The sequence below is a fragment of the Mesorhizobium sp. ORM8.1 genome (assembly GCF_053005525.2).
On record NZ_CM132600.1, the window covers coordinates 784,470 to 801,351 of the forward strand.

General features: G+C 65.1%; 19 protein-coding genes. 12 read left to right on the forward strand and 7 right to left on the reverse strand.

What is annotated here, in order from left to right; genetic code table 11:
* The first annotated feature begins 59 nt into the window (after nucleotides 1–59).
* The 11 genes from ACVDG8_RS04085 (at nucleotide 60) to ACVDG8_RS04135 (ending at nucleotide 8,338) form a co-directional block, all read left to right on the forward strand.
* Nucleotides 60–344: a hypothetical protein gene (locus ACVDG8_RS04085; RefSeq protein ID WP_455707545.1), complete on the forward strand. Its 285-nt coding sequence runs from the start codon at nucleotides 60–62 to the stop codon at nucleotides 342–344.
* 74 nt (nucleotides 345–418) lie between these two features.
* On the forward strand, nucleotides 419–1,438 hold the full coding sequence (locus ACVDG8_RS04090; RefSeq protein WP_447253553.1) for an MBL fold metallo-hydrolase: 1,020 nt from the start codon (nucleotides 419–421) through the stop codon (nucleotides 1,436–1,438).
* A 69-nt stretch (nucleotides 1,439–1,507) separates the two neighbouring features.
* Nucleotides 1,508–2,077: a hypothetical protein gene (locus ACVDG8_RS04095; protein ID WP_447253554.1), complete on the forward strand. Its 570-nt coding sequence runs from the start codon at nucleotides 1,508–1,510 to the stop codon at nucleotides 2,075–2,077.
* A 93-nt stretch (nucleotides 2,078–2,170) separates the two neighbouring features.
* On the forward strand, nucleotides 2,171–2,332 hold the full coding sequence (locus ACVDG8_RS04100; RefSeq protein ID WP_447253555.1) for a DUF1328 domain-containing protein: 162 nt from the start codon (nucleotides 2,171–2,173) through the stop codon (nucleotides 2,330–2,332).
* A gap of 129 nt (nucleotides 2,333–2,461) precedes the next feature.
* Nucleotides 2,462–3,346 carry a diaminopimelate epimerase gene (dapF, locus tag ACVDG8_RS04105; protein ID WP_447253556.1) on the forward strand — a complete coding sequence of 295 codons (885 nt, stop codon included), beginning with the start codon at nucleotides 2,462–2,464 and terminating at the stop codon, nucleotides 3,344–3,346.
* A gap of 84 nt (nucleotides 3,347–3,430) precedes the next feature.
* Nucleotides 3,431–4,657: a tRNA (N(6)-L-threonylcarbamoyladenosine(37)-C(2))-methylthiotransferase MtaB gene (gene mtaB / locus ACVDG8_RS04110; RefSeq protein WP_455707813.1), complete on the forward strand. Its 1,227-nt coding sequence runs from the start codon at nucleotides 3,431–3,433 to the stop codon at nucleotides 4,655–4,657.
* A gap of 13 nt (nucleotides 4,658–4,670) precedes the next feature.
* Nucleotides 4,671–5,441, forward strand: coding sequence for a hypothetical protein (locus ACVDG8_RS04115; RefSeq protein WP_455707546.1), 771 nt, complete (start codon nucleotides 4,671–4,673; stop codon nucleotides 5,439–5,441).
* Nucleotides 5,438–6,418: a signal recognition particle-docking protein FtsY gene (ftsY, locus tag ACVDG8_RS04120; RefSeq protein WP_455707547.1), complete on the forward strand. Its 981-nt coding sequence runs from the start codon at nucleotides 5,438–5,440 to the stop codon at nucleotides 6,416–6,418. The genes ACVDG8_RS04115 and ftsY overlap by 4 nt, the downstream gene beginning before the upstream one ends.
* 63 nt (nucleotides 6,419–6,481) lie before the next feature.
* Nucleotides 6,482–7,141: a septation protein A gene (locus tag ACVDG8_RS04125; protein ID WP_455707548.1), complete on the forward strand. Its 660-nt coding sequence runs from the start codon at nucleotides 6,482–6,484 to the stop codon at nucleotides 7,139–7,141.
* 18 nt (nucleotides 7,142–7,159) lie between these two features.
* Nucleotides 7,160–7,780, forward strand: a complete 621-nt coding sequence (locus tag ACVDG8_RS04130) for a pyridoxamine 5'-phosphate oxidase family protein (RefSeq protein WP_447253560.1) — start codon at nucleotides 7,160–7,162, stop codon at nucleotides 7,778–7,780.
* 30 nt (nucleotides 7,781–7,810) lie between these two features.
* Nucleotides 7,811–8,338 (forward strand): NADPH-dependent FMN reductase, encoded by a 528-nt coding sequence (locus tag ACVDG8_RS04135; protein WP_447253561.1) that lies wholly within the window; start codon nucleotides 7,811–7,813, stop codon nucleotides 8,336–8,338.
* Nucleotides 8,339–8,402: 64 nt separating this feature from the next.
* Here ACVDG8_RS04135 and ACVDG8_RS04140 read toward each other — a convergent pair whose 3' ends face one another.
* Entirely contained in the window at nucleotides 8,403–8,609 is a 207-nt protein-coding gene (locus ACVDG8_RS04140) for a tautomerase family protein (RefSeq protein ID WP_447253562.1), read from the reverse strand.
* Between the two features lie 50 nt (nucleotides 8,610–8,659).
* On the reverse strand, nucleotides 8,660–9,580 hold the full coding sequence (locus tag ACVDG8_RS04145; RefSeq protein WP_447253563.1) for an SMP-30/gluconolactonase/LRE family protein: 921 nt from the start codon (nucleotides 9,578–9,580) through the stop codon (nucleotides 8,660–8,662).
* A 350-nt stretch (nucleotides 9,581–9,930) separates the two neighbouring features.
* On the opposite strand from ACVDG8_RS04145, the gene ACVDG8_RS04150 reads away from it, so the two are divergent.
* Entirely contained in the window at nucleotides 9,931–10,095 is a 165-nt protein-coding gene (locus tag ACVDG8_RS04150) for a hypothetical protein (RefSeq protein ID WP_224584863.1), read from the forward strand.
* A gap of 5 nt (nucleotides 10,096–10,100) precedes the next feature.
* Here ACVDG8_RS04150 and ligD read toward each other — a convergent pair whose 3' ends face one another.
* From ligD to ACVDG8_RS04175, 5 genes are all read right to left on the reverse strand, one after another.
* Nucleotides 10,101–12,662 (reverse strand): DNA ligase D, encoded by a 2,562-nt coding sequence (ligD, locus tag ACVDG8_RS04155; RefSeq protein ID WP_455707549.1) that lies wholly within the window; start codon nucleotides 12,660–12,662, stop codon nucleotides 10,101–10,103.
* 75 nt (nucleotides 12,663–12,737) lie between these two features.
* Nucleotides 12,738–12,962, reverse strand: a complete 225-nt coding sequence (locus tag ACVDG8_RS04160; RefSeq protein ID WP_371009684.1) for a hypothetical protein — start codon at nucleotides 12,960–12,962, stop codon at nucleotides 12,738–12,740.
* 93 nt (nucleotides 12,963–13,055) lie between these two features.
* Nucleotides 13,056–14,282, reverse strand: a complete 1,227-nt coding sequence (locus ACVDG8_RS04165) for a GNAT family N-acetyltransferase (protein WP_447253564.1) — start codon at nucleotides 14,280–14,282, stop codon at nucleotides 13,056–13,058.
* 10 nt (nucleotides 14,283–14,292) lie between these two features.
* Nucleotides 14,293–15,600 carry a hypothetical protein gene (locus tag ACVDG8_RS04170; RefSeq protein ID WP_447253565.1) on the reverse strand — a complete coding sequence of 436 codons (1,308 nt, stop codon included), beginning with the start codon at nucleotides 15,598–15,600 and terminating at the stop codon, nucleotides 14,293–14,295.
* On the reverse strand, nucleotides 15,597–16,781 hold the full coding sequence (locus tag ACVDG8_RS04175; RefSeq protein ID WP_447253566.1) for a glycosyltransferase family 4 protein: 1,185 nt from the start codon (nucleotides 16,779–16,781) through the stop codon (nucleotides 15,597–15,599). Before ACVDG8_RS04175 ends, ACVDG8_RS04170 begins: the two co-directional genes overlap by 4 nt.
* Between the last annotated feature and the right edge of the window lie 101 nt (nucleotides 16,782–16,882).

The window sequence follows — 16,882 nt, forward strand, 5'->3', positions numbered from 1 at the left end:
AAATGCTTGCGCCAGACGCAAGGGCCTTGCCCTTCGATTAGAATATAGGAATATTGTCCTTGGATGGGGCGATTCAAAAAATGGAGATCGCAATGGTAAGGCGCAACAGGCCCAAACAATTATCGGGTCCGGATTTGGAGCGGTTTCTGCAAGCGGCGGAAGGGATGCATCGCAGTATCGTCAGTCCACTCATATCGCCCCAATGCGACCACTACCGCTCGATGCGGGCATTGCATGAGAGGCTGCTGCGGACGGTGAGGGATGTCACCGGCAAAGAAGTGGAGTTCATCCGCTGGCACGCGACGGCGCCGGTGAACCCGTCGACTGCCACCGATCCTGCCTGACAGATCGGGCTGGCGTTAGCCCGACCGCGTCCGCATATATCGCCGGAAGCGACAAGAAGCTGCTCGGAGAAAAAATGGCCGCAGGACCAAAAAGCGCCAACCGCTATTACAGCGGCCCGGCGAGCGACCATTTCGACGGCAGTCTTTTCTTCAATCCCGGCGGCAAGCCGCCGGGGCGCTTCGCCGATATCCTGAGATGGCAGTTCAGCGGCAACAGGGCGAAATGGCCAGCCGCCTGGCCGAGCCGCTACCCGCCGGCGAAACCGGACAGCCGTATCGAAGGCGACGCGCTCAGGCTCACCATGGTCGGTCATGCCTCAATGCTCATCCAGACCGCCGGCCTGAACATCCTGACCGATCCGGTGTGGTCTGAGCGCACCTCGCCCTTCAGCTTTGCCGGGCCGAAGCGGGTCAATGCGCCGGGCATCGCCTTCGCCGACCTGCCGCCGATCGACATCGTCGTGGTCAGCCACAACCATTACGACCATCTCGACCTCGCGACGCTGAAGCGGCTGAAAGAGAGCCACGACCCGCTGGTGATCACGCCGCTCGGCAACGACGCCATCATCGGTCGAGCGGCACCTGGCATGCGGTTGAGCGCGCATGATTGGGGCGACCGGGTCGACGCCGGCAACGGCGCGGTGATCCATATCGAGCCGGCGCATCACTGGTCGGCACGCGGCGGACGCGACCGCCGCATGGCGCTGTGGGCGGGCTTCGTCATCGAAACGGCGGGCAGCAAGGTCTATTTCGCCGGCGACACCGGCTTTCACGATGGCATCAACTACCGGCTGATAGCTGAGAAACATGGCGGCTTCCGCCTCGCCATCCTGCCGATCGGCGCTTATGAGCCGCGCTGGTTCATGGCGCCGCAGCACCAGAACCCGCAGGAAGCCGTGCAAGGCATGAAGCTGTGCAACGCTGCGCATGCCGCCGGCTGCCACTGGGGCACGTTCCACCTCACCGACGAGCCTATCGACGAGCCCGCCACGAAGCTCGCCGAGGCGCTGGCCGCCGAAGGCCTGCCCGAGACGCATTTTCGCGCCATGCGGCCTGGCGAAGTGTGGGACGTGCCGAACGCGGCTTCGCGATGATCCAGGCGGGTTTACCCGGCTAGTTTTTTCGAAGACGATGGGGATATGTCGTCTTCTGGAGGAAAGCTTATGAAGTCCCTTGCCGCGAGCCTAGCTGCGCTGATCATCTCGACCTCGACTGCCGCCTACGCCGGCGAAATCGCCGACAAGGCCGCCGAGGCGGAGAAGGCGCTGCAAGCCAATGACGGCGTGGGCGCGCTGACGAAATTCCGCGACGCCGAGGAGGCGCTGTGGAAAGCAATGCCGCTCGAAGTGATGAATGTGAAGCACATTACCGGGGCCAGCGGTTTCGGCATCTACAATGAACGCCCGAACCATATTTACAAGCCCGGCGAGGAGATCGTGCTCTACATGGAGCCCGCCGGCTATGGCTACGGTTCCGACGGGCTCGGCAACAACCAGATCGCGCTTTATGTCGACCTCACCGTGTTGAGCGACGCCGGCGAAAAGCTCGGCACTTTCGAGAAGCTCGGCCGCGTCCAGCTCGCCTCGCGCTCGCATAACCGCGAGATGTTCTTCAAGCTCAACGTCTCGCTGGATGGCGTGCCGCCCGGCAAATACCGCGCCGACTTCCTCATGCATGACGAGAACTCGCAAAAGACGGCGCCTTTCACGACCGACTTCGAGATCGCGCAATAGAGTCGGCAGGGAATCGATCTCGCAAAGGAACCAGGGCGCGGCCAACGCGTTTCCTAAGTCACTGCAAACAAAGTGGATTTGCGAGGTTCCTCCATGATCAGATGGATCATCATCCTATTGATTGTCGCTGCCGCGGCGAGCCTTCTCGGCATGCCGGCGCTGGCTGGAGCCGCCGCCACCGGCGCGCGCGTCCTGATCGGCATCGTGCTGATCATCTTCCTACTGATCGTGCTCGGGGTCTTTGCGGTAACCTAGGCGCGGCGTCTTCGCCGTCGCAGGCGCGGCGTCTTCGCCGTCGCCACTTAGCCAGACTGGTAATTCCTGGCCGTTTCCGCCATATAGCGCCAAATGGAATTGGCCAACGGAATTGGATTTACCGGTTAGATGGCAGGCAGCGCCCCCTTCGCCAAGATGAACGGCATCGGCAACGAGATCATCGTTGCCGACATGCGCGGCCGCGCCGATCAGGTGACGGCTTCGGCTGCGATCGCGCTCAATGCCGACGCGGCGACGAAGTTCGACCAGATCATGGCGATCCACGACCCGCGAACGCAAGGCACTGCCTATTATGTCGACATCCTGAACTCGGACGGCTCGGGCGCGCAGGCCTGCGGCAACGGCATGCGCTGCGTCGTGCAGGCCTTGGCCGCCGAGACCGGGCAGAAGAATTTCACCTTCGAGACCCGTGGCGGCATCCTGAACGCCAAGGAACATGCCGATGGCCTGATCTCGGTCGACATGGGCACGCCGCGCTTCGGCTGGCAGGATATCCCGCTGGCGGAAGAATTCCGCGACACCCGCATGATCGAGCTGCAGATCGGCCCGATCGACGCGCCGGCGCTGCATTCGCCCTCGGCTCTGTCGATGGGCAATCCGCATGCGATCTTCTGGGTCGACGACGATGTCTGGTCTTACGAGCTCGAGCGTTTCGGCCCGCTGCTGGAGAACCATCCGATCTTTCCCGAGCGCGCCAACATCACCATCGCGCAGGTCACCTCGCCTTCAACGATGATCATCCGCACCTGGGAGCGCGGCGCCGGCCTGACCAAGGCCTGCGGCTCGGCCGCCTGCGCGGCGGTGGTCGCCGCCGCCCGCACCAAGCGCACCGGCCGCAGCGTCTCGCTGATGACGCCCGGCGGCGGCGAACTCAAGGTCGAATGGCGCGACGACGACCATGTCATCCTGACGGGTGCCGCCGAATGGGAGTTTTCCGGCAGCTTCGATCCCTCGACCGGCGCCTGGGCCCGCGACACCGAAAGCGCCGCCTGATGTCCGCCCTTGAAAAAGGCGCGGACCAAAGGCATCGACGTCGTCACCTTCGGCTGCCGCCTCAACACCTATGAATCGGAAGTGATGCGCCGCGAGGCCGAGAACGCAGGGCTCGGCGCGCTCGAAGGCGGCGCCGTCATCTTCAACACCTGCGCCGTCACCGCCGAAGCGGTGCGCCAGGCCAAGCAGGCGATCCGCAAGGCGCGCCGCGAGAACCCTGAAGCGCGCATCATCGTCACCGGTTGCGCGGCGCAGACCGAGCCGCAGAATTTCGTCGCCATGGACGAGGTCGACCTCGTGCTCGGCAATGAGGAGAAGCTCAAAGCCAATTCCTATCGCGCGCTGCCCGATTTCGGCGTCAACGACACCGAGAAGGCGCGCGTCAACGATATTTTTTCGGTGCGCGAGACGGCCGGCCATATGGTCGACGCCATCGAAGGCCGGGCGCGCGCCTTCGTGCAGGTGCAGAATGGCTGCGACCATCGCTGCACCTTCTGCATCATCCCCTATGGACGCGGCAATTCGCGCTCGGTGCCGATGGGCGCGGTCGTCGAACAGGTCAAGCGGCTGGCCGACAACGGCTATGCCGAGATCGTGCTTTCCGGCGTCGATATGACCAGCTTCGGCGCCGACCTGCCGGGCGCGCCGAAACTGGGCAAACTGGTGAAGACCATTCTCAAACAGGTGCCCGACGTGAAGCGGCTCAGGCTGTCCTCAATCGATTCCATCGAGGCCGATGACGATCTGCTCGACGCCATCGCTACCGAGCCCAGGCTGATGCCGCATCTGCATCTGTCACTGCAGTCGGGCGACGACATGATCCTGAAGCGCATGAAGCGCCGGCATCTGCGCGACCAGTCGATCCGCTTCTGCGAGGACGTGCGCAAATTGCGTCCTGGCATCGTCTTCGGCGCCGACATCATCGCCGGTTTTCCGACCGAGACCGAGGCGATGTTCGAGAACTCCGAGAAGATCGTCGAGGAATGCGGACTGACGCATCTCCACGTCTTCCCGTTCAGCCCGCGCGAAGGCACGCCCGCCGCGCGCATGCCGCAGGTTCGCCGCGAGGTGGTGAAGGCGCGCGCCGCAAGGCTGCGCGCCGCAGGTGAAGCGGCGTATCGCCGTCACCTGACGTCGCTCGGCGGCAGCCGGCAATCGATCCTGATCGAGCGTGCCGGGCTTGGCCGCACCGAAGGGTTTACGCTCGCCGCAATCGCTGCGGGACAACCGGGCGAGATCGTCGACGCCGTGGTCACCGGCCATGACGGCGCCCGGCTGATGGCGGCGCCTTCTGCCGCGCAAGCCGCCTGAGACAGCAAAGAGCATGGCTGGTTTTTTCAAGAAGATATTTTCGTTCGGCAAGAAAGAGGTCGTCGAGGAGCGCGTCGATGAGACCGCGCCGCTGCCGCCGATCAAATGGGATGCGCTGGAGGCGCTGAAGCCGGAGGCCGAGCAGGCACCCCACCCTCCCCTCGATGGGGAGGGTCGCCACGAAGTGGCGGGGCGCGGTGACAGCGCCGACGCCGGCGCCAGTCACACCCACTCCCGAGCTGTGCTCGGGACCTCCCCCATCGAGGGGGAGGTAGGGGCTGCGATTCAACCTGCCCCGGAAGAGCCTAAGCCCGAGCCGGCTCCGGCCATTCCACAGCCGCCGGAACCAACCGTTCCGGCCGAGCCGGAACCACGGCCAGAGCCCGCGCCGGAAGAAGAGCCGCAACCGGCGCCCTTGACGCCGGAGCCACCGGCCCCTGAGGAAGTGCCGGAGCCCGAACCGGAACCTACTCCCGAGCCGGAGCCCGCGCCGCAGGAAGTGCCTGCACCGGCACCGGCCAAGCCGGAAATCGAGCCTTCGCGGCCCGAGCCGCAGCCTGAGCCGGCGCCTGTCGAAGTGCCGGCGCCGCCGAGCGAAGTGCCGGCCGAGACGCCAGCGCCGATCGAGGTGCCGCCGGCTGCGCCGCCTTCGATCGAGCCAACTTCGGAAGTGAGCGCCGCCCCTCATCCGCCTGCCGGCACCTTCTCCCCGTATAGTGATGGGGAGAAAGAGAAGCTTCACCGCCCGCGCCTCTTTCACCTGCGCCCGCTGCTGGCAAGGTGACAGTTGCGAAAAAGGTCGAGCAGAAAGCCGAGCCGGTGAAAGCGCCGGAGCCGGTGGTGCGTCGCTCCTGGTTCCAGCGCATGCGCGACGGGCTTGCCCGCTCCTCGCGCGAGCTCAGCGGCAACATCGCCGGCGTCTTCACCAAGCGCAAGCTGGACGAAGAGACGCTGCAGGACCTGGAAGACGTGCTGATCCGCGCCGATCTCGGCGTCGAGACGGCGTTGCGCGTCACCGATTCGCTGGCCTCCAGCCGCTACGGCAAGGATGTCTCGGATGCCGAGGTTCGCGCCGTGATGGCGGCGGAGGTGGAGAAGGTGTTGACCCCGGTCGCCAGGCCGCTGGAGCTCGACCTCAGCCACAAGCCGCATGTCATCCTGGTGGTCGGCGTCAACGGCACCGGCAAGACCACCACCATCGGCAAATTGGCTGCCAAGCTCACCGATGGCGGGCTGAAGGTGATGCTGGCGGCCGGCGACACGTTCCGCGCCGCCGCGATCGAACAGCTGAAGATCTGGGGCGAGCGCACCAAATCGCCCGTTATCGCCTCCAAGATCGGCGCCGATGCCGCCGGCCTTGCCTATGACGCCTTCGAACGGGCAAGAGAAGCCGGCTCCGACGTGCTGATCATCGACACTGCCGGGCGCCTGCAGAACAAGACCGAGCTGATGGCGGAGCTGGAAAAGATCGTGCGCGTGCTGGGCAAGCTCGATCCTGATGCCCCGCACACCGTGCTGCAGACGGTCGACGCCACCACCGGCCAGAATGCGCTGAACCAGGTCGAGATCTTCCGCAACGTCGCCGGTGTCAACGGCCTGGTGATGACCAAGCTGGACGGCACGGCGCGCGGCGGTATTCTGGTGGCGATCGCGGCCAAGCACAAATTGCCGGTCTATTTCATCGGCGTCGGCGAGCAGGTCGACGACCTCGAACCGTTTTCGGCGAGCGAATTCGCCAGGGCAATCGCCGGCGTGGCCTGAAACAAGGCATGGTCTCTTGAAACGGCCTGCATTTTGGCCAGATCATGCGCAAGAAGGACTTTTATGAACATCCTCGAACGCGACCCGTCAGATCCACGCCGCAAGCCGATCAACCCCGGCTTGAAGTTCCTGCTCGAGCTCGGGCCCGGCCTGGTGTTCTTCTTCGCCACCATCCGCGGCGAATGGCTGGCCGAGAAGTTCCCGGTGCTCATCCATCTCGGCGAGCCGATCCTGATCGCCACCGCCTTCTTCATGGTCGCGACCGCGCTTTCGCTCAGCGTCTCCTGGCTGCTGATGCGCAGCCTGCCGCTGATGCCGCTGGTCTCGGCCGTCGTCGTGTTCGGCTTCGGCGCGCTGGCGCTCTATCTGCAGGACAAGACCTTCGCCTTCATGAAGCCGACCATCATCAATTCGCTGTTCGGCGTCACGCTGCTCGGCGGCCTCGCCTTCGGCCGGTCGCTGCTCGGCTATGTCTTCGATTCCGCCTTCCAGCTCGATGCCGAGGGCTGGCGCAAGCTGAGTTTCCGCTGGGGGCTGTTCTTCCTGTTCCTGGCCGTGCTCAACGAAGTCATGTGGCGCAACTTCTCGGAAGCGACCTGGCTATATTTCAAGGTCTGGGGCACGATCCCGATCACCTTGCTGTTCACCTTCAGCCAGATGCCGCTGATCATGCGCCACTCGCTCGAGGACAAGACGGCCAAGGAAGAACAGGCCGGCAAATAGGGGCAGTCAGGGGGACGTATGGAATTCCTCGCCACGCATGACGAGCTGAGGGCGATCTACAAGACGCCGCGGCCGACCGACGGCTCGATCCGCAAGGAACTCAACTTCCTCGACGGCCATTGCCGGTCCTTCATCGGCAAAAGCCCTTTCGTGCTGATCGGCTCCTCCGATGGCGTCGGCAATGCCGATGTGACCCCGAAAGGCGACCGCCCCGGCTTCGCCGCCATCCTCGACAACAACACCATCGCCATCCCCGACCGTCCCGGCAACAACCGGCTGGACACGCTGGAGAATATCCTGCGCAACCCGTCGGTCGGGCTGCTGTTCCTCATTCCGGGCATGAACGAGACGCTGCGCATCAACGGCGACGCGCGCATCACCGCCGATGCCGGCTTGCGCGAGCGCCTGGCCGTGGACGGCAAGGAGCCGCCGAGCATCGTCGTCGTCACCGTCAAGGCCGCCTACATGCACTGCGCCAAGGCCTTCATGCGCTCCGAATTGTGGAGGCCGGAGACCTGGTACGACCGCGCGGGCCTGCCGACGCTGGGCCAGATCATCCGCGACCAGCTGGCGCTATCGGAAAGCGCCGGCGAGATCGACCGCGAACTGGACGAGGATTACCAGAAGACCTTGTGGTAGCCTCGGCGACGACTCATCCGTTCGAACCCCTTGATCGAAATCCTCGCCATCTCCGGCAGCTTGCGCGCCGCCTCGACCAATTCGGCGCTGCTCGCGGCTTTGGCCGCCAGCGCGCCCGAGATTTGCCGCGTAACCCTTTATGACGGCCTTGGCCGGCTGCCGATCTTCAACCCGGATGACGAGGGCGAGCGCACGCCGGCCGAAGCGGCGCGGCTGATCGGCGCCGTCACCCAGGCCGACGGCGTCATCGTCTCCTGCCCGGAATATGCGCATGGCGTTCCCGGCGGTATGAAGAACGCGCTCGACTGGCTGGTCTCGCGCGACGCCGCCGTCGGCAAGCCGGCCATCCTGGTGCACGCCTCGGCCCGGTCGCTCCATGCGCGCGCGGCACTTGCCGAGATCATGCGCACCATGTCGTTCGCGCTCTACGAGGAGGCGGCGCTGGAGATCGCGCTGCTGGGCAAGAAGCCGGCGGAGATGGCGACGATCCTCGGCGCGAACCGGCAGGCGATGCGCGACGCCTTGCAGGGTTTCGCGGGGTTTATAGGGGCGCGTTAGCGCCGGCCTTCTTCGCTTGCGATCCTTCGCGCGCCCCTCGCTGCTTCACGCCGCGTAACGCGCTCTACCTCTTCCGCAGCGTCTCGACGTCGGTCTTGCCGACATACCAGTCGCGGGCGTTGACTTCCTCGAACACGACCCAGACGTCGTCATTGCCGAGCCCGGTGGCGTCCATGATGGCGGCGGTCACCTTCTTGGCGATGTCGGCCTTCTTGCCGGTCGGATCGGCGGCGATCACTTCCTTGACGATGCGGATGTTGACGAATGGCATGATGCCCTCCCCTTGAAAGTCTGCTTACGCCGTCGAGAGACTGTCTCGCCTCAATAGGTTTTGGCCCCGTTCACCATCAGCCGCACCATGTAGAGCGACGTCGTGCCGGCGATGTAGAGGCAGTTCAGCTTGTTGCCGCCGAACACGCAATTGGCGGTCACTTCCGGTACTTTCACCTTGCCGATCAGCGTGCCGTCGGGGTCGTAGCAATGGATGCCGTCGGCCGCGCTGGTCCAGATGCGCCCGTCCGAATCGAGCCTGAAGCCGTCGAACAGGCCGGCGGTGCAGTCGGCAAAAACCTTGCCGCCGGAAACCTTCTTGCCGTGCTTGCCGACGTTGAAGACACGCATATGCGCCGGGTTCTTCTCGCCATGCGTACGGCCGGTGTCGACGACATAGAGCAGGCTTTCGTCGAGCGAGAAGGCAAGCCCGTTCGGCCGCACCATGTCGGTGATGACGGCCTCGACATCGCCGGTCTCCGGATCGACGCGATAGACATAGCAGGCGCCGATTTCGCTTTCAGCCTTGTCACCCTCATAGTCGCTATCGATGCCGTAGCTCGGGTCGGTGAACCAGATCGAGCCGTCGGAGCGCACGACGACATCGTTGGGCGAGTTGAACCGCTTGCCCTTCCAGCTTGCGGCAATGGTGGTGATGGACCCGTCATGCTCGGTGCGGCTGACGCGGCGACCGGAATGCTCGCAGGTCACCAGCCGGCCCTGGCGGTCGACGGTGTTGCCGTTGGAATTGCCCGACGGCTGGCGGAAGACGCTGACGCTGCCGTCGGTCTCGTCGAAGCGCAGCATGCGGTTGTTGGGGATGTCGGACCACACGACATAGCGGCCGGCGGCGAACCAGGCCGGGCCTTCCGCCCAGCGGCATCCGGTGAACAGCTTTTCCACCTGAGCGCTGCCGTTGAACAGGCGCGCGAAACGCGGATCGAGAACTTCGTAATAGTCGGCGGCCGCCATGCTTTTCCTCCCGGCATCGGTGACGGGCGGATCAAGCCAGCACGCGACCGATCTGGCAAGACGGCAAGCAGCAATTTGTATGACAAGACTGATGAGAAAGACGTGATGCCGCCGCAGACAAGAGCTCCGCGGGCGGGATCATGGCGGTCTGCCAGAGCATGATCTTGTCCCGAAAACCGGTTCCCACTTTTCGGGATCATGCTTTAGCCTGCATTAACCGGCTATGCACTGGGCGCAATGGTGCATTGCAACATCTTTCTTTTGCGATGCACCATTCCTATGTCATGCTGCAATTGATCAGGGAGGAACAACCGGCCGCATGAGCGCGGCATAGAAGGAACCCTGTCACCATGTTCGACAACCTCGTCTCCCGCGCCCGCGCCAGCATGGCCAAGCGCCGCCACTACAACCGCCTCGTCGCCGAAATCGAGAACCTGTCGAGCCGCGATCTCGCCGATCTGCGCGCCGACCGTTCGGAAATGCTCTACCAGATCCACAAGCAGATCTACGGCTGAGCGTTTCACCGGCACGGCCGTTGGACCTCCACGCGGTCGTGCTCCGCCCTAGGATGACGAACGCGAGGGGGCGTTTTCCCCTCAAGCGCCGGCAAATCCCTGGCGAAGGCGTCGATCTCCGCCCATGGATCGCCCGAGGTCTCCAAAAGACCCGGCAGCGAGGCGTAGTTCAAATCCTCCGGCGCATCGATCGCCTCCAGATCCGTCCAACTGACCGGCGTCGAGGCCGGCAGGTTGGTGCGGGCGCGCAGCGAATAGGGCGCGGCGGAGGTGTGGCCGCGCGCGTTGCGGTGGAAGTCGATGAAGATGCGCTTCTTGCGGTTCTCCTTGCCCATCGTCGTGGTGAAGGTGTCGGGCGCGGTCGCCGCCAGCAACGTCGAAATCGCGCTTGATGCCTGATGCAGCTTCTTCCAGTTCTGCTTTCTGGTCACCGGCACCGTGATGTGGATGCCCTTGCCGCCGGACGTCTTGGCGAAAGGCACCAGCCCGAGGCTTTCCAGCCCGCCCTTGATGTGGACCGCCGCCTCCACCACCTCGCGCCACGCAATCCCCTCGCCGGGGTCGAGGTCGAAGACGATCTGGTCCGGCCTGTCGAGCTTGGCGCGATGCGTGCCCCAGGTGTGGAACTCGACCACGCCGAACTGCGCCAGCGCCAGATAGCCTTTGGCGTCCTCGACCGAGAGATAGGTTTTCGCCTCTTCTTCCGAATTGATGCTCTCGAACACGGCAACCGAAGGCGGCATGCCGGTGAAGGCATGGCGCTGGAAGAAACAGTCCTGCGGCTTGCCGGTCGGGCAGCGCACCAGCGACACCGGGCGGCCGATGATGTGCGGCAGCATGAAGTCGCCGACCAGCGCGTAATAGACGGCAATGTCGAGCTTGGTCGGCCCGGTCTTGCCGAACAGGCGGCGCTCCGGATTGGTGACCCAGATGGTGGCAAGGTCGGATTCGGCGATCAGCCGCTTGCGCTTGACTTTCACCGGCGTCGTCAGCCCGCCGACATCGCGCAGGCCGCGGAACACGCCGTGGCGCAGCGAATTGTCGGCGGTGCGGTTGGCATAGCGGATACGGGCCGACAGCAGCGGCTTCACCCAATGCATTTCGCGCATGATCTCGCGCGGCACACTTTCGGGCGGTGTGGCGCCGGCCGTCAGCCGCTCCAGCCTTGCCAAAAGGTCCGCCGCCATCTGGGCATCGAAGCCGGTGCCGACCTTGCCGCGATAGTGGAGTTCACCATCGACGAACTCCGCCATGCCCAGCGCTGCCAGCCCCTCCGCCTGCTCCGACACCGTATAGCCGGCGATGACGAAATCGTCGGTCTTCGGCGCCTTGGCCTTGGTCCAGCTCTTGGTGCGGCCGCTGATGTAGATGGCATCGGCGCGCTTGGAGACTACCCCCTCCAGGCCAAGGTCCGGAGCCTGGTCGAAGAGGCCCTGCCCGTCGCCTTCGACATGATCGCTATACTGGATCGCGGAATTGGTGGCCTGGCCGGCAAGCAGTTCGGCCAGCAGCGCCTTGCGCCTCCGCAGCGGCGCCTTGCGCAGGTCCCAGCCGTCGAGATGCAGAAGATCGAAAGCGTAGAAATGCAGTTTTGAGCCGGCGCCGGCCGAGAGCGCATCCTGCAGCAGCGCGAAACGCGAGATGCCTTTGTCGTCGAGCACCATGATCTCGCCGTCGATGATCGCCTGGCTGACCGGCAGGCGCGAAAAGGCTTGCGGGAGATCGCCATAGCGTTTCGTCCAGTCGATGCCGCCGCGGGTGATCAGCCGCACCTCGCCATCCATGACATGCGCCATGGTGCGGTAGCCGTCGAATTTGATCTCGTGCAGCCAAAGCTCACCGGTGTTTCCGGCGGGGTCGTCGCTCCCCGGCGGCTTTTGCACCTGCGTGGCAAGCTGCGGCTCGATGCGGGCAGGCGGCTCGGCCTTCACCGCGCCGGGCAGCGCGCCGGGCTTCAATGAGCCGGGCTTGGGCGGCAGGCGCTCGCGCTTCCTAGATGGCGCCACCAGTTCCTCGATCAGGCGGCCCGACTTCACGCTTTCCGGCCGCGCTGCAAGGATGTCGAGCTTGGCGTCGGCGGCAAGGTCGCGCTCCTTGAACAGGAGCCAGTTCTTCTTGTGCTCGTCCTCGCCCGGCTTCGGCTTCAGCCGGGTCAGCATCCAGCCGCCGTTCAGCTTGTCGCCGGCCAGGCGGAACTTGAAGGCGCCGGTGCGCAAGCTCTTTTCGACATCCTCCATCGGCGCCCAGGTGCCGGTGTCCCAGACGATCATCGGCCCGCCGCCATATTCGCCTGCGGGAATGACGCCTTCGAAGTCGATATATTCGATCGGATGGTCCTCGGTCTCGACGGCAAGGCGCTTGTCGGCCGGGTTCAGCGACGGCCCGCGCGGCACCGCCCAACTCTTCAGGACGCCGCCGAGTTCGAGGCGCAAATCATAGTGGTCGGCGGTGGCGTGGTGCTTGTGGACGACAAAGCGGTTGCCGCCGTCGCTGGGTGTGCCACCCGCGGGTTCCGGGGTGCGGGAAAATTCGCGCTTGGCACGGTAGGATTTGAGTTTGGGCGGCATCAGTGCCCGGAGTCCGCGGCGGCCAAAGACAAAGGCCGAGTTCCCGCCAGCCTTGCCGTCTTCATCCGTGAAAACTCAATCGTCGGCGGCCGGCGTCAATTCCAGCTCGGCGGGCGTCAGCCCTTGCCTGAGCTGGCTCAGCCGGAACTCGTCGACCCAGTAGGCTTCGCCATCGACCAATACGCGGGCGCTGTAGCTGCCGCCGGAAAAACGCTGCGCGGCGACATAGACCTGGTGGCGATCAAGCGCCTTCTTCACCGCGGCGCGGCGGGAATTTTCTCTGGCGGTGGGACTGGCCATGGCTTTACTCGAACACGCTGCCGCTGGACTGGCGGCTGCCTTAAGGATGGCGGAGAGCGGGGTGCGAGTCAATTTTCAGCTTTGCGCCGCTGCTCAGCGGCCCGCCCGCAGCCGGCGCCAGCGCTGCATGGCTTCCTGCGCGACCTTGTGCAGGCGCGGGTTGGAGCGCACGAACGCCACGCCCTTGCCACGGTACTTAATGGCCTTGCTGGCGACCACGCCCCTCAGCGTAACGCCGTAGCAAAGCTCGGACAGAACCGACTTCACCGCGCCCATATGTTCCTTGTAGCTCTGGTTGCCGACCGACAGGTCGAAATAGTCGAAGCCGGCGCCCCGCCCCCATCTGATCAGCTCGCCCATGATGCAAAGCCCCGGCGAAACGTTGGGCACCGCGCCCTGGTCGATCGCGATCAGAAGCGCATGCAAGGTGCCGAGATGGACCGCCAGGTACTGGACCGCGACCATGACGTCACCGGCGCGCAGACCGAAGATCCGCACTGAGCCATCCGTCAGGCCGCGATGCGCGGCGCTGCGATAGAAATCGACGACCGCTGGCTGCGCCAGGAGATCGAACCGGCCGAGCTCGCGAAAGCGGCTGAGCCGCATCTCGACCAACCGGCCGAAGGTGGAATCCACCAGGGCCGGCGTATCGGCCTCCACCAGCGCCAGGCCGCCATTGCGATCGAGCCGGCGCAGGTCCTTGTTGAGCGCCTTGACGAAGGACGGGCGGCAGATGCGCTTGACGACGGTTTCGGCGTCGCCGTCCATGGCGATGCCGTAGTGGGAATGGATGGAGTCACGCGCCGGCGAGAGCAGCGCCAGGGGATTGGCGACGCCGCCGATTTCCTTCGGGATGCCGATGATGTGGATGCGGTCGGCCAGCGGCAGCACTGAAAGCACCGCCGCCCAGGCCGCCTCCGCGGCTTGGCTGGTCCAGGGGCTGGCATCGACGAGCAGCGGCGCCGCATAGTCGCACACGCCGCAGCTCAGCCATTCGACTACCCAATGGTGAAAAGCGCGGCGTCGCATCAGCGGCAGAAGCATTGCCGGCTCGCCGGTCGCGGCATCCCGCACTTCGACGATGAGGAGCTCGGCCTTTTCGGGCAGCAGCCGGGCAACGATGCCTTCGGCCCAGGCGAAGTGCTGATGGCCGGTGCACACGCCGGTTGTCTCGAGACGCAGCCAGAGCGGTTTGACCGCCTCGAGGGTGGTGTAGAGCCGCGCGACATAAGCGCCGCTGACGGTGCGAACCGAAGGCGTTTCGGCCTGGTCGTCGACCAGGCCGGCCACGGCGTGCATCGGCATCGTCTCGCTTGCCAAGATCTCTCTCCTATCGCCTGTGGGCCGCGAGCGCGGCCGCGCGACGCCATGATCCGAACCAGCTGTCGCGCCGCTCGTTCGGATGTTCGAAATTCCACATGCGGTGGCGCGCAAAATACCAGCAGAGCGCAAACACGAAAGTCTCGGAGGCCGCCGAGCCGGCCAGCGCCCAGGTCGGCGGCGCGATGGCGAGGATTATCGCGATCAGCGACAGCCCGACGACCGCGCCGCCCATGTTGATGATCGCGACGATGCGGAAGTCGCCGATAATCTCGAGCACCACGCGCGGCATGACGTAGAGCATGATCGGCACGTAATTGGCGATGGCCAGAAGCCCGATGAAGCTGATCGAGGCGCCCTGCAGGGTCTGGGATTTTATCATCGGCAGGATGAACAGGATGGCGCAACCATAGGCTACGCTGCCGAGGCCCATGACGAGCGTCCAGATCCTGGCCTGCGTCCAGACCCGGGCGGCCTCGTTTCTGTACAGCAGCTTGGCGAGCTCGGGTTGCGTCATGTTGACGAAAGCCAGACTGATGATGCGCAGCGGCGCAAACAGCAGCATCACCGCCGCCAGCGGCGCGAAGGCGGCCGGGCCGGCAATGCCGGCGACCAGCAGCGCCAAGCACTGCCCCTGGATGTTGGTGGTGGTGGCGCTGAAAGCCGACCAGCAGAGCTGCGACCAGAGCTTGGCATAACGCCGCCAGGTGGGCGCCCTGAACGAGATGCGCATCGTGCGGGGCGACAGGCGGACCAGCACTACGATGCCGATCACATTGGCTGCGGCAAGCGCGTAGAAGCTGCCTTCCAGGTCGTCGCTGAAGAACCAGATCGCCAGCGCGGCAAGCATGACGCCGGCAAAAGTGAAAACGGCGTCGCTGATCGAGACGACAACCTGCATGCGGCGCGCGAAGAAGGCGGTGCGCATGTGGCTGCGCAACGACCATGCGCCGACGAAGCATCCGGCGGCAATGCCGCTCGGGTCACCCAGCACATGCATCAGCAGCCCGGTGCAAAGCGCCATCACGATTGCCACCACCAGCGCCGCCGATCCGAAAGTCACGTCATGCGCGTCGACGCCGGCGGCGGTCGTGCTCTTTCCCATCCAGATGCTGGCGGGAACGGCGGTCAGCGAGCGGATGTAAGACAGGCCGACGCCGCCCATCACCATGGCGATGGCGAAGAGGCCGTAGCCTTCGGCCGACAACAGATGCAGGAGCGCGATGTTGAGGGCGAAGTGAAAGCCGCTCTGCATCGCCTCGCCGCCGATCATCAGGATCAGGCGCCGTACCAGATGGCTTGGTAAAGCGAGTTTCACGAGCGGGTCTCAGCCTCGCGGGCGACAGGCGCCCGGCCTTGCCGCGCCGGCGCGGCTTTCAGCTTGTCGGCGACGATCGAGACGATCGCCGCGGCCGCGATAGCCTCGCTGAAGATCGCCTCGAAGCGGGCACGCCCGGCAGTGGCGAAGCCGCGCCAGTCCTGCGGCCGCAGGATGATCTTTTCAAGCTTGGCGGCAAGTGCGGCGGCATCGCCCGGCGGAACGTGCCAGCCGGTCTCGCCGTCGGCCACGACTTCCACCAGTCCGCCGATCGCCGACACCAGCGGCGGCCGGCCCCAGGCCATCGCCTCGATGGCGACGCGGCCGAGCGATTCCGGTCGCCGCGAGGGCACCGCTGTTATATCGGCCCAGCGGTAGTGCTCGGAGGGATCGGATATGAACGGCAGCACTTCGACATGGCCGGTCAGCCGCATGCGCTCGACCAGCTCGGCCAAAGCGCGCTCGCGCTCGACGCTCTCGAAGGCGCCGCCGACCAGGCGGACCTCGACACGATCGCGCAATGCGGGCGGCAGCGAGGCCACCGCTTCGAGCAGCACCTCCTGCCCCTTGATGCGGTTGACGCGGCCAAGCAGAAGCACCTTGAGCGGCCGATTGCCGTCATAGGTCATCGGCAGGGCAGCGCTCGGGCCGGCAACGCCGTTATAGACGACATACGTACGCCGCCCGCGAGCATCGAGCACCGGCGGATCGCCGAAGGTGGCGCGCGTGGCGCGCGAATTGAAGATGAGGTCGGCGCGGCTGAAGCGCATCAGGCCGACAAGAACCTTGCGCAAAATGCCTTCGGGGATCTCGTGGATATGCAGCAGCGCCTTGCGCGGCAGAAGCCGCGCGGCCATCGCATAGTCGGCGACGATCGAAGTGTTGACATAGGTTATGTCGGCGCCGCGCATACGCCGCCAGGCACGCCACAGCGCCACCGGCAGCCGCGCCATCTCGACGGTGGCAAGCCGTATCGCCGCCTGGCGCCGCAAGATCCAGAGCGGCTCGAAGACGATGCGGCTGGCATGCGGCTCGAGGATCGGGACGATCGGGCCGTCACGCGGCAGCACGACCTCGATGTCGGCGGCCGGAAAGGCGGCGCGCAGCGCAGCCACGCTCTCCGCGAAGCTGCGGTCCGAACCATAGAGTTCGTAGCCCTGATGAACGCAGGCAATGCGCATTGCTATCTTTCTACCTTGCACCCCGAGTCCGCTCCGTACACCGGACCCTCAAGCGCGGAAGAAACTCATGCCAAATCCGCACGCCGCTCTACCCAGCGGTG

Bases quoted from the DNA above. Each gene is read 5' to 3' on its own strand.
- ACVDG8_RS04100 (WP_447253555.1), top strand. From the start codon at position 2,171: ATGATCAGATGGATCATCATCCTATTGATTGTCGCTGCCGCGGCGAGC.
- ACVDG8_RS04090 (WP_447253553.1), top strand. From the start codon at position 419: ATGGCCGCAGGACCAAAAAGCGCCAACCGCTATTACAGCGGCCCGGCG.
- mtaB (WP_455707813.1), top strand. From the start codon at position 3,431: ATGCGCCGCGAGGCCGAGAACGCAGGGCTCGGCGCGCTCGAAGGCGGC.
- ACVDG8_RS04130 (WP_447253560.1), top strand. From the start codon at position 7,160: ATGGAATTCCTCGCCACGCATGACGAGCTGAGGGCGATCTACAAGACG.
- ACVDG8_RS04095 (WP_447253554.1), top strand. From the start codon at position 1,508: ATGAAGTCCCTTGCCGCGAGCCTAGCTGCGCTGATCATCTCGACCTCG.
- ACVDG8_RS04150 (WP_224584863.1), top strand. From the start codon at position 9,931: ATGTTCGACAACCTCGTCTCCCGCGCCCGCGCCAGCATGGCCAAGCGC.
- ACVDG8_RS04115 (WP_455707546.1), top strand. From the start codon at position 4,671: ATGGCTGGTTTTTTCAAGAAGATATTTTCGTTCGGCAAGAAAGAGGTC.
- dapF (WP_447253556.1), top strand. From the start codon at position 2,462: ATGGCAGGCAGCGCCCCCTTCGCCAAGATGAACGGCATCGGCAACGAG.
- ACVDG8_RS04145 (WP_447253563.1), bottom strand. From the start codon at position 9,580: ATGGCGGCCGCCGACTATTACGAAGTTCTCGATCCGCGTTTCGCGCGC.
- ACVDG8_RS04125 (WP_455707548.1), top strand. From the start codon at position 6,482: ATGAACATCCTCGAACGCGACCCGTCAGATCCACGCCGCAAGCCGATC.
- ACVDG8_RS04160 (WP_371009684.1), bottom strand. From the start codon at position 12,962: ATGGCCAGTCCCACCGCCAGAGAAAATTCCCGCCGCGCCGCGGTGAAG.
- ligD (WP_455707549.1), bottom strand. From the start codon at position 12,662: ATGCCGCCCAAACTCAAATCCTACCGTGCCAAGCGCGAATTTTCCCGC.
- ACVDG8_RS04175 (WP_447253566.1), bottom strand. From the start codon at position 16,781: ATGCGCATTGCCTGCGTTCATCAGGGCTACGAACTCTATGGTTCGGAC.
- ACVDG8_RS04140 (WP_447253562.1), bottom strand. From the start codon at position 8,609: ATGCCATTCGTCAACATCCGCATCGTCAAGGAAGTGATCGCCGCCGAT.